Annotated in this window: 10 protein-coding genes; 5 read left to right on the top strand and 5 right to left on the bottom strand. The window is 62.3% G+C overall.

The genetic code is table 11. The features are described from left to right. Nucleotides 1–257 precede the first annotated feature (257 nt). From GFD21_RS03655 to GFD21_RS03640, 4 genes are all read left to right on the top strand, one after another. Nucleotides 258–524: an AbrB/MazE/SpoVT family DNA-binding domain-containing protein gene (locus tag GFD21_RS03655; RefSeq protein WP_163196597.1), complete on the top strand. Its 267-nt coding sequence runs from the start codon at nt 258–260 to the stop codon at nt 522–524. Then, the gene (locus GFD21_RS03650; RefSeq protein ID WP_163196596.1) at nt 521–844 is read left to right on the top strand and encodes a type II toxin-antitoxin system PemK/MazF family toxin; all 324 of its coding nucleotides are present in this window, start codon (nt 521–523) and stop codon (nt 842–844) included. Before GFD21_RS03655 ends, GFD21_RS03650 begins: the two co-directional genes overlap by 4 nt. Nucleotides 845–865: 21 nt before the next feature. Further along, nucleotides 866–2095, top strand: coding sequence for an FAD:protein FMN transferase (locus GFD21_RS03645; RefSeq protein ID WP_163196595.1), 1230 nt, complete (start codon nt 866–868; stop codon nt 2093–2095). Nucleotides 2096–2494: 399 nt separating this feature from the next. Next, entirely contained in the window at nt 2495–4768 is a 2274-nt protein-coding gene (locus GFD21_RS03640; RefSeq protein ID WP_163196594.1) for a glycoside hydrolase family 36 protein, read from the top strand. 784 nt (nt 4769–5552) lie between these two features. Here GFD21_RS03640 and GFD21_RS03635 read toward each other — a convergent pair. The 5 genes from GFD21_RS03635 to arfA form a co-directional block, all read right to left on the bottom strand. After that, nucleotides 5553–6605 carry a LacI family DNA-binding transcriptional regulator gene (locus GFD21_RS03635; RefSeq protein ID WP_318643729.1) on the bottom strand — a complete coding sequence of 351 codons (1053 nt, stop codon included), beginning with the start codon at nt 6603–6605 and terminating at the stop codon, nt 5553–5555. 302 nt (nt 6606–6907) lie between these two features. Then, nucleotides 6908–7780: a carbohydrate ABC transporter permease gene (locus tag GFD21_RS03630; protein ID WP_163196592.1), complete on the bottom strand. Its 873-nt coding sequence runs from the start codon at nt 7778–7780 to the stop codon at nt 6908–6910. A gap of 1 nt (nt 7781) precedes the next feature. Beyond that, entirely contained in the window at nt 7782–8696 is a 915-nt protein-coding gene (locus GFD21_RS03625) for a carbohydrate ABC transporter permease (protein ID WP_163196591.1), read from the bottom strand. A 63-nt stretch (nt 8697–8759) separates the two neighbouring features. Continuing rightward, nucleotides 8760–10157 carry an ABC transporter substrate-binding protein gene (locus tag GFD21_RS03620; protein WP_163196590.1) on the bottom strand — a complete coding sequence of 466 codons (1398 nt, stop codon included), beginning with the start codon at nt 10155–10157 and terminating at the stop codon, nt 8760–8762. Nucleotides 10158–10260: 103 nt separating this feature from the next. Further along, nucleotides 10261–11820, bottom strand: a complete 1560-nt coding sequence (gene arfA, locus GFD21_RS03615) for an arabinosylfuranosidase ArfA (RefSeq protein ID WP_163196589.1) — start codon at nt 11818–11820, stop codon at nt 10261–10263. Nucleotides 11821–12532: 712 nt separating this feature from the next. Between arfA and GFD21_RS03610 the strand changes: the two genes are divergently transcribed. Then, complete coding sequence (locus GFD21_RS03610) at nt 12533–13672, top strand: ATP-binding protein (protein WP_225431660.1); 1140 nt, start codon at nt 12533–12535, stop codon at nt 13670–13672. Nucleotides 13673–13853 lie beyond the last annotated feature (181 nt).

Below are 13853 nucleotides of genomic sequence, written 5' to 3'. Positions count from 1 at the left end.
GGGCAAAGAACAACGATTGTGAAGATTTCCTCAAGCTCTGTACACATGGTCCGCACGACTTGTGCACGGCAATCCCCGCCCGCCATCCTTGACGCAACGGTTCGCCGCATCCTGGCGAAACCCGAGGCAAAGGAGCACTCATGGGGCATACGAACGCGCCACCCACGGCAAACACACGCGCAAGAGCGCGCAACATTCCCGCATACGCCCGCCATCCAGTAAAAGATATACTTTGTATATCCAACCAAGGAGGCGACATGGTCAAGGCGAAAGTGACCAAATGGGGCAATGCGGCCGGCATACGCCTGCCGAAGGATTTCTGCGACCAGCTCGGCATCGCCATCGGCGACGAGGTCTCCATCGAACTCGACGGCGACCGCATCACCGTCGAGCCGGCACCAGGACGATGGACCCTCGAGGGACGGCTCGCACACGACTGGGACGGCACCCGACACCAGTCTCCGCGCATCGATTGGGGACCGGATGTCGGCAAGGAACGATGGTGGGAGGAGGAAGACCAATGAGATACGAGCAGGGCGACATCATTCTGCTTGACTTCAACCCCTCCCGTGGGCACGAGCCGAAGAAGACACGGCCGGCGTTGGTGGTCAGCAAAAGCAGTTTCAACAAAGCGACCAGTATGACCCTGGTCTGCCCGATCACCAGCACGGACAACGGCTTCTTCCTTCATGAAAGACTCCCCGAATATTGCAGGACACAAGGCTGGGTCATCATGGAGCAAGTGAGCGCCAAAGACGTGGAAGCACGGGAAAGCCAACTCATCGAGCATCTACCGGATACGGCGATGCAACCGATTCTCGACGCGATACGCACCTTCTGCTGAAAGCTCCCTACGATTAAAGGTATGACCTCACTTGCCGAACGCATGCCGCACACGATGGCCTTCCCGCACGCGCTGGGGACCGGAATGATCGTCCAGTCGGCGGAGGCGTTCGGCGATGCTGCGCACGCCGCGATCGCGACGTTCATCGGTGAATACGAGTCCGTGTTGTCGCGTTTCCGCGACGATTCCACGGTCGCGGCGATGCATCGCGCACCGCACGGCGGATCGTTCGATTTCCCGGATTGGGCGGCCCCGCTGTTCGACCTGTACGATGCGCTGGCCGAGGCGACGGACGGCGCGGTGGACCCGTGCGTGGGCGAGGACCTCATCCGGCTGGGCTATGACGCCCGGTACTCGTTCACGATGGAACCGGGTGCGGCCGGCCGTCTCGGCGCGGCCCACGGGCGCCCGACCTGGCGCGGCGATGTGGAACGCCATGGCACCACGCTGGTCACACGCCGCCCGGTCGGCCTCGATTTCGGCGCGTGCGGCAAGGGTTATCTGGTCGATCTCGTCGCCGCCATGCTGCGCGGGGACGGTAGGGCGGCTTCCGGCAGCGGCCAGGCAAGCGCATCGCCACGGCCGGAGTCCGGCGGTTTCGTCATCGATGCGGGCGGCGACCTGTTCGTCGATTCCCCCGTCGCCCCGATCACCATCGCCCTCGAGGACCCCGCCGATCCGAGCCTTGCGGTCGGTACGGCGCAGGTCGCGCACGGAGCGTTCTGCGCGAGCGCGCCCAGCCGCCGACGCTGGCCGAAGCGCTTCGGCCCCGACGCGGCAACCGCCGGCGACGAAGCGACCGCCGGCGATATCGAGGCAGCCGCCGCGACCGTCCACCACCTGCTCAACGCGATCGACGGACTGCCGGTCGACGACATGGCCGCCACATGGGTGTATGCGGAGGAGCCGGGGACCATGCAAGCGTCCGGCACGGCCTCCAACACCAACACCAACACCAACACCAACACCAACACCAACACCAACACCAACACCAACACCAACACCAACACCAACACGATCATCGCCCCGCACGCGGCCGATTCGCGCACCGATACCAATGACGGCAACGGCCCCCGCATCTTCTCCCCCAGCCATCACTCCGCGATGCTGGCCGACGGCGTGGCGACGGCACTGTTCACCACGTCCGCCACGCGTCTGCGCGAACATCTGCCGTTCGAGTGCGCCCTGCTCAAGGCCGACCGCACCGCCGCCGTCAGCCCGGGGTTCCCCGGAACGTTCCTCACGGACTGACCCGGAAGAGACCTCGGCCACACCCACGACACTCCATTCCACCCCATCGCCCCCGCCGTTCGCCATCACCCCCTCCGACGCAATATATGGAATCGGTACCACCGCACCGGACACCATACCGCAACCCACGGCATCACCCCGCCAATCCTCGGCGACACATATGCCATGTGCATCAAATCCCAATATTTGCAACGAGTTTCGCTCAAACATCGCATAAAAATATCAGCTTCACATCACCGGTGACACACCATCACCCACCACAACACCACCATGTCGTAGAATCGATACCACACCCGGTTGCACAGTCAATCGCGCACGCCGGGTGCATCGGCGGCAACGACGACAGACAACGACATACCAACGCACGGATCGGCGCGGACGACGCGGAACGAAAGGATCATGATGCCGACTTTTGAATGGGGCAACGAAGCCTTGACGCTGAGTTTCGAATGGACGGACGGCGAAACCGCCTCGGTGGCGGCGTTGCGCGCGAACGGGGTCGACGTGCGCTTCGGCCACCGCCTGCCGCTCACGGAGATCCTGGCGACCGGCACCGGCCACTGGCTGGCGAACGACCGCCTCGCGCACACCGACATCGGCCGCGCGCTGCGCTACGTCTCGCACGCCGCCACGCATGACGCGCACGGCGACCATCTCGACGTGACGCTCGCCGACACGGCGCTGGGCCTCACCGCCACCGTCCACTACGATCTGCCCGCCGGCACGCCGATGTTCCGCACGTCCGTGACGGTCGCGAACGTCGGCGATCCCGCCACCCCCGACGCTCCGGCGCTCGGCGGGGACGGCGCGATCGTCCTCGAATCGGTGACGAGCTGGGTGTCGGCGTTCGGCGCTCCCGCAGGCAAGGCCGCCGACTGCGACGCGTGGACGCTCCTCGAGGGCGAGCACGAGTGGCTGGGCGAGGGCCGTTGGCACGCCACTCCCACGCGTGACCTGTTCCCGCGCCTCAACCAGCAGATGACCGGCCACAACCCGCGCAGCGAGCATGCAGTGGTGAACACGGGCACGTGGTCCACCGGCAAGCACACGCCGCTCGCGCTGCTCGACTCGCGCGAGCTGGGCCTGACCTGGCTGTTCCAGATCGAGCACAACGCGGCGTGGCGCTGGGAGGTCGCGCGAGACACGGAGGACGGCTACATCGCGTTGTCCGGCCCGACGAACGTCGACCATGCGTGGGCGAAGCGCCTCGCGCCCGGCGAATCATTCACCACGGTGCCGGCGTCCGTCACCGTCGCCGCCGATTCCGACGCGGCGACCGCGGCCGTGACCGCGTACCGTCGCGCGATGCGCATCGAGAAGGCGGACAACGCCCGCCCGCGCGTCATCTTCAACGACTACATGAACACCATCAACGGCGATCCGACGACCGAGAAGCTGCTGCCGCTGGTCAAGGGCGCCGCCGAGGTCGGCGCGGAGATCTTCTGCATCGACGCCGGCTGGTACGACGACACGGGCGACTGGTGGCCGTCGGTCGGCGAGTGGATGCCGTCGAGGAAGCGCTTCCCGAACGGCATCACCGAGGTCATCGACGCGATCCGCGACGCCGGCATGATCGCGGGCCTGTGGCTGGAGCCGGAGGTGATCGGCGTGAAGTCGCCGATGGCCGTGAAACTGCCGGAATCGGCGTTCTTCCACCGCCACGGCCGCCGCGTGGTCGAGCAGGAACGCTATCTGCTCGACCTGCGCGACCCGGCCGCGCGCAAACATCTCGACGACACGGTCGACCGTCTGGTGAACGACTACGGCGTGGGCTATTTCAAGTTCGACTACAACGTCTCGCCGGACGCGGGCACCGACACGGACGCGGACGGCGCCGGCGACGGCCTGCTCGGGCATAACCGCGCGTACGGCGCGTGGGTGGAAGGGCTGCATGCGCGGCACCCGGAGCTCATCATCGAGAACTGCTCGTCCGGCGGCATGCGCATGGACTTCGCGCAGACCTCGCGCTTCCAGGTGCAGTCCACGTCCGACCAGCAGGACTTCCGTCTCTACCCGACGATCGCGGCCGCCGCGCCGATGCTCATGACGCCCGAGCAGGCAGGCAACTGGGCGTACCCGAACGCGAACGACGATCCGGAGGCGTTCGCGTTCAACCTCAACACCACGTTCCTGGGCCGGTTCTTCCTGTCCGGGTACGTGAATCGGATGAGCGACGCGCAGCGCGCGATGATCACGCAGGCCGTGGACGCGTACAAGCGCGAGGTGCAGCCGGTGATCGGCGGGTCCGTGCCGTTCTGGCCGCTCGGCCTGCCGCAGTGGGACGACGACGTGGTGGCGCTGGGACTGCGGGTGCCGGCAGGCGGCGCGGATGCCGCGGCGAGTGGCGACGCGACGGCGAGTACAGGTGCCGCGGCGTGCGGTGACGCGACGGTCGACGTCGACGCACCGGCACGCAAGGCGTTCGTGACCGTATGGGCCCGCGATGGCAAGGGCGGCGACGTGACGCTGAAGCTGCCGGAGTTCGCCGGGGCGGAGGCCGGTTCCGCCGCCGGCACAGCGGGTGCCGCCGTGACCGTGGAACCGCTCTTCCCCGTGCCGAGCGCGGAACTGCCCGCATGGCCGGAACGTTGGAACGCCGCCGACAACACCCTCACCGTGACCCTGCCCGCCGGCGTCTACGCCGCCCGCACCTTCGCGGTGACGGCGCAGTGACACAGCAGGAGACGGGCCAAGCCATGCGGCGGTAACCGGAGACGAATCGTCCCAGCCGCATGGCTTCCCGGGATCATGTCATCGATTATCGGAACCAGCCGAAGTCACATGGGCGTCAGGCATTCGAGGATATGCGCGAAGCAGCCAGCGCCGGCAATCTGGACAATATCGACTACGCGGCATATCTGTCATGGTTCGACTGACCGACTGACAACTCGACCTTTCGTTGCCTGTGGCGGGTGGCGCGGCCGGGATTGCCTGCACAGGCAGATCGATTGTACAGGCGGGTTACTGGCTTCATGCTCCCGTAGACGTCCGTACGCCCCGTATGTCGAAACCAGCCGTACGGCCATACGGGGCCGCGAAACCGTGCCCTCGTATGGCAAGAGAGGGCGCTTTACGCAAACGGGGGCACACCCTTCCCCGTACCGCCACTGACCATGAATGAAGAAAACGTTGGAATTCCAAGGATTCCAAGGAACGGCACCACGCCCCCGTACACGAATTCCGGCAGTTTTCCGCAAACGGGGGTACACCGTTGCGCCACTGTTTGCGGAATCGGTGCGTCCGCGCGTACGGTGGTACGGATTCTCGCCCCCGTACACCGAATCTGGCGGTTCACACATACGGTGGCACAGCGCACAACGGACACGTTACATCTGCTCCGCTCATCCACCGCAAACGGCGGATGGCGGACAAACCCGCGTCGATACCCGCGGATGATCGGCGATGGGTGCACCAGGAGCGGCACCATCACCAATCACCCGCATGCATTCGCTTTGACTCATCTACCGCCCGAGGCCGCTACCCCCCCCCCGAATCTGGTGGAGCCGCGTTCGATGAGCGTGTAGTCGGTGGTGTAGGTCCGCACCGGCCCGTCATACCCCTCCAACCGCTCGATGAGCATGTCCACGGCCTTCTGGGCGAAATCCTCGACATCGGGGTCGATGGTGGTCAACGCCGGATTGGCGAACCGGCCTTCCGCGATGTTGTCGAAGCCGATGATCTGCACGTCATCCGGGACGTGATACCCACGGCGTTGCAACTCATGCATGGCACCGATCGCCAGGGAATCGTTCAAACAGACGATGACCTGCGGGCATTCGTTCTCGGCGAGGAGCCCGACCACGGCACGTTCGCCGTCGCCGCTGTCCCAGCGGTTGCCCGAACGCAGGATATTCCAATCCACGGTCTTCCCGTAATCGTCGAATGCTTCGATGTATCCCTGCGAGCGCAGGGCGCGGCCGCCTTCATGAACCGAAAAGATACGGTCCCTGTCGGCCTCGTCGGGCACACCGATCAGACCGATACGGTCGTACCCCTGCCTCAGCAATCGCGAAACCGTGTCATACAACGATTGCTTGTTCGGCATGGTGACGCTGTCGGTCCGGCCGTAGGCGCTGTAATCGCCGGCCAGCACGACCGGGAACTGCTGGTCGAGCACCGCGGCCCTATCGCGCAACGGTCGGTCCGCGTAGAAGATCCAGCCGTCGGCCCCGAGCCTTGGGCAATCGGTGACGATGTCCTCCAGACCGGCGCCGTCGAATTCGTAGGTGTTGATGACGACCCCGTAGTTGCGCCGTTTCGCGGCCTTGATGATCAGGCAGGCCAGATAGGACATGAACGGCTGGGTGAAGTTGCATACCGCGAGGCCGATGAGATTCGTGGTGCCGGATTTCAGCATGCGTGCCGACATGTTCACCGAGTATCCAAGGCGTTCGATCGCCTCTTCGACACGTTGGCGCGTTTCCGGTCTCATGCTGCCCGTGCCGTTGATGACGTTGGAGACCGTTTTGAATGACACGGACGCTTCACGGGCCACATCCTTGATGGTCACACGTTTAGGCATCGTACGCTCCTTGCTGAGTCTCCGTTGACTTAGATTCTAACGATTTCCTTCAGCCTATCCCGTCATTCCGCGTTATCCGGGAGCAACGCCGAGAGCACCGTTCCACTCCCCGCCTTCCATATGCAACGGCGCGTGGCGCATGCCGGAAATGGGGAGAAAGAGCATGCACCGCGCGCCGTTCAAGGAACAAGGAAGAGGAAGAGGCAAAGAGGGGAAACCAATGATGAGGGAGGAACCAGAGGGATGACGCCGGTCCCGGATCCGGGGAACCGGAGCCGGCGTCATCCGGCTCAGCCCTTCACCGAACCGGTGGTGATGCCGCCGACCCAGTAGCGCTGAAGGAAGAGGAAGGCGAGCACCAGCGGAATCACCGAGATGAACGCACCGGAGGTCACGAGGTTCCAGACCTGTTCCGCGCCGGCACCCATGTTGGACTTCACCTGCCATTGGGTGAGGCCGACGGTGATGGGGAACAGCTTGGCGTCGGTCAGCACCACGGACGGCAGGAAGAAGTTGTTCCAGCAGCCGACCACATTCAGCAGGAACACGGTGGTGATGGCAGGGGTCATGATGGGCAGCGAGACCTGGAAGAAGGTGCGCAGCTCGCCGGCGCCGTCCACGCGGGCGGCCTCCATCATCTCGTCGGGCAGGGATCCCGCGCAGTACACGCGCATCAGGTACGTGCCGAACGGAGAGAGCAGGGATGGGAGCAGCACGGCCCAGATCGTATCGGTCATGCCGAACTGGGACATGAGGATGAACATCGGGATGACGAGCGCGGTAGTCGGAATCATCAACGCGCCGAGCACGATGTTGAAGTACACCTTACGGCCCACGAACCGGAACTTGGCGAATCCGTATCCGGCCATCACGGAGATGGCCGTGGCGCCGAAGCCTCCGACGAACGCATACAGGAAGGAGTTGGCCAGCCAACGCCAGTAGATGCCGTTCTCATGCGTGGTCAGCTGCTTGATGTTGTCGAACAGGGCGAAGGTCTTGTCGAACCACATCGAGCCGCCGGTGCCGGTGAACAGTCCGGAGTTCGTCTTGGTGGCCGCGACGACCAGCCACCATACGGGGAACAGGAAGTACACGCAGCAGATCGCCAGCAGCACGTAGGAGAACACCTTGTTCCCGTTGCGAATCGATTTGTTGTTATGCATCTCAGCCCTCCAATCCGGACTGCTTGCGCGTCAGGCGCATGAAGAGAACACTGAAGATCACCACGATCAGACCGAGCGCGAACGACACGGTGGCGGAGTAGTTCAACTGGTTGTAGTTGAACGCGAGCGCCTTGGCGTACATGTTCGGCGTGTATTCGGCGGGGATGATCGAGGGGGCGTTGTTACGCAGGACCGTGGGCTCGGTGTAGAACTGCAGCGTGCCGATGATCGCGAAGATGGTCACCATCACGATGGAGCTGGCGATCATCGGGGTCTTGATGCGCAGGGCGATGGTCACCTCGGACGCGCCGTCGATGCGGGCGGATTCGTAGAGCTCGGTCGGCACCGACTGCAGTGCCGAATACAGGATGACCATGTAGTAGCCGGTCCACTGCCAGGTCACCACGTTGACCAATGAACCGAAGATGCCGTTCGTCGTCAGGAAACCGGGCGCCGACAGGCCGAACAGCTCGAAGATCGTCGTGAACGGGCCCATCTCCTTGGAGTAGAGGAAGCCCCACATCAGGGCGCCGATGACGACCGGGATGGCATACGGCAGGAAGTACACCAGTCGGGAGAACGATGCGAACTTGTTCTTCATGGTGTCGAGCACCAGTGCCAGCAGCAGGGCGAAGCACAGCTGGCAGGGCACCATTACCACGGTGAACCTGACCACTCGTCCGAGACCCGTCAGGAAGATGGGGTCCTGGAACGCCCTGACATAGTTGCCCAGACCGGCGAAGACACTGCCGCGCACCTGGGTGTAGGAGTACAGCGATACGTAGAACGCGTAGATGAGCGGGACGACCAGGAAGATCAGAAAGACGACACCGAACGGAGCGGTGAAGAACCATCCCCACAGATTGTCGCGCTTGTTGCTATGCCGCATGCCCGCCGCGGCGTTTTTCTTTGCCATTGTTCAGCTCCCTTAGCGGAGGGGAGGCGCGGCGAACCACGCCTCCCCGTCAATGCGCCGATATCAGTTCTTGACCGTGAAACCCTGCTGGGTGGCGTAGTCCCTCAGGGTCTTGTCGAGAGAGGCCAGCTTGGAGTCCACGTTCGCGCCGTTGCGCACGATGTCGGTGAAGACCTTGGTCTGCTCGTCGTAGGCGTACGGCTGGAAGGGCAGGAAGTCGTAGCCCTTGTAGGCCTTGGCGACCGGCACGATGACCTGGTTGATCTTCTGGTCACCGTAGAAGCTGTCCGTCATGTTCATGAACTCGTCGGACTCGAGCTTCTTGGTCCAGGTCGGGAACAGGGCGGCCTCGGTGACGGCGGTCTCCTGGATGTCGTCGCTGGCGAAGAACTCCATGGCGACCTTGGCCGCGGCCTCGGTGTGCTTGGCCTGGTCGGTGACGGCGAGCGAGGAGCCGCCGAAGTTGACCTGCGGGGTCGAATCATCCCAGACCGGGGCGGTGGTGACCTTCCAGTCGGCATTCGCGTCGGCGCCGGAGATGTCACGCAGGTTGCCCACGAGCCAGGAGGCGCACACGGCCGTGGCGTAGGAACCGTCGACGATGGACTTGTACCATTCGGTGGTGTAGGCGTCGTCGGTGGTCACGACGTCCTCCTTGGCCAGACGCTGCCAGTATTCCATGACCTGCTTGGCGTCATCGGATTCGAAGTCGATGCCCACGTTCTCCGGGTCGGATGCGGAGTAGTCGTAGACGCTGGCGCCCTTCTGGGCGAGCAGTGCGATGTTCGAGCCGTTGCCGCTGGGCTCATAGTTGCCGATGTGGCCGGTGAAGCCCTTTTCACGCAGTTCCTTGCCGGCCTGCTCGTACTCGTCCCAAGTGGTCGGGACCTTCACGCCGTACTTGTCGAAGATGTCCTTGCGGTACATCATGACGTACGGGCCGAGATCAACCGGCACGGCGTACACGCTGTCATCGCTGCCGAGGGAGACGGACTTCCATGCGCCTTCGGTGTAGTCGTCCTTGATCTTGTCGGCACCGAACTGGTTGAGGTCCACCAGGTGCTTCTCCGCACCGGCGACGTACTGGCTGAGCACGTCGTATTCGATCTGCACCACATCGGCCAGACCGGAGCCGGCCTTGATCGCCGTGGTGATCTTCTCGTACTGGGTCTGGCCGGAACCGGCGCGGGTCCAGCACACCTGAACATCGTCATGCGCCTCGTTGAACTGGTCGACCATCTTCTCGATGGACGGATACCATGCCCACAGCGTGACCTTCTCCACACCCTTCTTCTTGATGGTGTTCTGGCAGGTCGCGTTGTCGTTGGCGCTCGCGTCGTTGTTCACCTGCTTCGAGCCATCACCGGAGCCGCTGGGCGCACCGGGGGCGCCACAGGCGGCCATCGACAGGGCGGTCAGTCCGGCGACGAACGCGGCGGCGAACTTCGTTGTTTTCTTCATGGCGTATCCTTTTCTTTCTCCTGAGATGGATATTCAGTTATGAATTGTTCAGTTATGGACCGCAGACGCGTCACACCGTTGTTGGCGCGTGCAGTCAAATCTCTTAGCGAACCTGAATCGCTGTCCAGGACGCGGCGGGCAGCGATACCTTCACGACGTGCCCCGAATCGTCCGACGCGTCGAAGGCGGCCGACTCGTTGGCATGCAACGTCACGCGTTCCGGATCGTCAAGGGTGTTCCTCGCCGACAGGTCGTCATCGTGCAGGGTCCATGCCGTCACAGCGGAGAAGGAGCCGTCTTCCGGCAACCGCACTTCGAATTCCGTGGCCTCGTCCATGGAACGGTTGACGACGAACACACTCATCGAACCGTCGGCGCCACGAACCGCCACCGAATTGATCGTCGGCACTTCGCCGTACTTGGCGGTCTCATAGGTGTCCGAGGCGAGCTTCGGTTCAAGCACCGTGCCGCCCTTGGCAAGGCGCGCCGTCAATGCGAACGGATGGAACGTGCTCTGTTTCCATGCCGGGCCGCCCGGTTCCGTCATGATCGGGGCGATGACGTTGACGAGCTGCGCCAGGCTTGCGGCATGCACGCGGTCGGCGTTCTTGAGCAGTGTGATGAGCAGGTCGCCGAACACCACCGCGTCGGCCACGCTGTACACGTCCTCGAGCAGTCGTGGGGCGACGGGCCAGTTGCCGATGCCTTCCGGGTTCTTGCTCGGCTCATCGTTGATGTACCACACGTTCCACTCGTCGAACGAGATGTACACGTCATGGTCGCTCTTGAGGCGGGCCTTGGTGGCGCTGATCGTGGAAGCGACCTCCTTGATGAAGTTGTCCATGTCGACGCCGGACGCCAGGAAGCTCTTCATGTCGCGGGTGCCGTCGGGCTGCATCTCAGGGTGATAGTAGGCATGGCAGGACACGAAGTCCACGTTCTCGTAGGTCTTTTCGAGGACGGTCTCCTCCCAGCTGCCGAACGTCGGCATCTCATGCTTGGACGAACCGCACACCACCAGCTCCACATCGGGGTCGATCATGCGCATGTCGGCGGCCACCGATGCGGCAAGGGTGCCGTAATCCTCGGCCGACTTGTGCCCGATCTGCCACGGGCCGTCCATCTCGTTGCCGAGGCACCACATGCGGATGTTGAACGGATCCTCGGCACCGTTGGCGCGGCGCCTGTCGGACAGTTCCGTGCCCTGCGGCACATTCGAGTACTCCAGAAGGTCGAGGGCCCCCTGCAGACCACCGGTACCGAGATTCACGGCCTCCATCAGCTCGTTGCCGCCGGCCTTGTCAAGCCACTTGACCATCTCATGCAGGCCGAATTCGTTGGTTTCGGTGGAGTGCCAAGCCAGGTCGAGGCGACGGGGACGCTCCTCCTTGGGACCTACGCCATCCTGCCAGCGGTATCCGGAGACGAAGTTGCCGCCGGGGTAGCGGATGGTCGTCACGCCGAGCTCCTTGACCAAGTCGATGACATCGCCTCGGAATCCGTTCTCGTCCGCGGTCGGATGCCCCGGCTCGTACAGACCCGTGTAGACGCATCGGCCAAGATGCTCGACGAAGGAGCCGAACAGCCTGTCATTGACGGGCGCGACGGTGAAATCGGTGTCGACCACCAGACGGGCCTTGCCGGATTCTGCCTGCTGTGCCATGTCGTCCCTTTCCTCTCGGAGTAAGTTCCTATTTAAGTCAACGTTGTACTTATTGGCGAAAGCGACATTGCATCACTGCGATGACGTTCTGTTCTTTCCGGTTAGTACAACCTTGTACTTGTTGATGACTTTAAGATACACCCGACTTCACTCCCACGCAAACGAAACTAGTACAACGTTGGAGTAAATGGCGGAATCCCAACCGACACGCCGCACCCGGTCCGCGCCACCCACCGGAAAACCGCACAAACCACCGCACAGAATCGAACATCCACGCAAAGCACCCCGTGAATCATGGTCCGACCCCCGCAGCCATTGCCACTTCCGAGTCACTGCCACCGCCACCAGCCTTGCCCTCCCATTCGTCACCGGCCCAGCTTCCTCTTCGCCACCCGTTCAGCCCCAGGCTCCGAACCCCCGAATTCCCGCCCACACCGCCGTCGCAAACCCCACAGCCACAACCAGCCATTGCCGATCCATGCAGATCGCCGAGTACAATTTATGTAAATCGACGAGTAGAACCTATGTAAATCGCCGAGTAGACCTTATGTAAATCACCGAGTAGAGTATATGTAGATTGCCGACTAGACCTTATGTAAATCACCGAGTAGACGTCGCTCAGCCCACGGATACCGCACCATATGCCGACTCAACGCCCGCCGTAATACCCACAGACAGGAGTCTCATGATTCCCCGTGAACTTACCACCAAGATGCTGTCCTTGGCGAAACTGTTCCCCGCGGTCACATTGACCGGTCCTCGCCAAAGCGGCAAATCCACACTCGTGCAGGAAGCATTCCCCGACTACCGTTATCTCTCACTCGAAGATGAGGATCTGCGCGAGACCGCATTGGACGACCCCCGGGCATTTCTCGACAGATACGACAGTCACGTGATCCTGGATGAAGTGCAGCGCACGCCCGCATTGTTCTCCTACTTGCAAGGAGCGATCGACCGTCGCAACGAACCCGGTCAGTACATTCTGTCCGGATCGCAGAATTTCCTGCTTATGCAACGCATCTCCCAATCGTTGGCCGGACGCGTCGCCGTGCTCCACCTACTCCCTCTGTCCTATGCGGAACTCGCCACCGCGCACCGAACGCCGCGCACCATCGACGACTTTCTGTTCGACGGCGGCTATCCCCGCCCTCTAACCATGGGCATAGACCCGGCCGACTTCTTCCCCAATTACGTGAAGACCTATATAGATCGCGACGTCCGCGCCGAATTGGGGGTCAAGAAGGTCTCCGAGTTCAATACGTTCCTCACCATATGCGCCACCCGCGTCGGAGAGGTACTCAACGTCACCAGCCTCGCCAACGATTGCGACATCAGCACCGATACAGCACGCGATTGGCTGTCCATACTGGAAGCGAGTTTCATCGTTTTCAGGCTTCACCCCTACCACAGAAACTACGGAAAGCGGCTCATCAAGGCACCAAAGCTCTACTTCTACGACACCGGACTTGCGGCGAACCTGTTGGGCATGGAATCCTCCGAGCAACTGCTCACCAGCCAATACCGGGGCAATCTGTACGAGAACGCCATCGCCGTCGAAATCATCAAACAGTATCAGGCGATCGGTCGCGAACCGAAACTGTTCTACTGGAGGGACAGCAACCAGAAGGAAATCGACTTCATTATCGAAAAGGGAGGACAGCCGAAGTATGCCATCGAAGTGAAGTCGTCATCCACCTATAGGCCGAAGGCGTTCGAAAACCTCGAAGATCTTGCACCGGTAATGGGTCTCGACCCGGAACACCGGTTCGTCATCTATGGAGGGAACGAAACCTTCGAGACCCGGCACGGACAGGTCATCGGCATCGATAATGTGAACGAACTCGTGGGATAATCCCACCCCGGTTCTCGCCGAGTTTCACACTCCCGCTTTCGAACGATTCCCATTTCTGCATCATTTTTCTGCATCATTAGTTGGTTTTCTGCATCATGATTCTTCATCATGATGCAGAAAACGCCGCAAAGACGCAGAAGTCCATATTCCTCACCCGCGCCGCAATCATTCCCCATTCTCA

It is taken from the genome of Bifidobacterium platyrrhinorum (assembly GCF_010667645.1).
In the GTDB taxonomy this organism is placed as follows: Bacteria; Actinomycetota; Actinomycetes; order Actinomycetales; family Bifidobacteriaceae; genus Bifidobacterium; species Bifidobacterium platyrrhinorum.
This window is presented reverse-complemented; position numbering and strand designations above follow the sequence as displayed.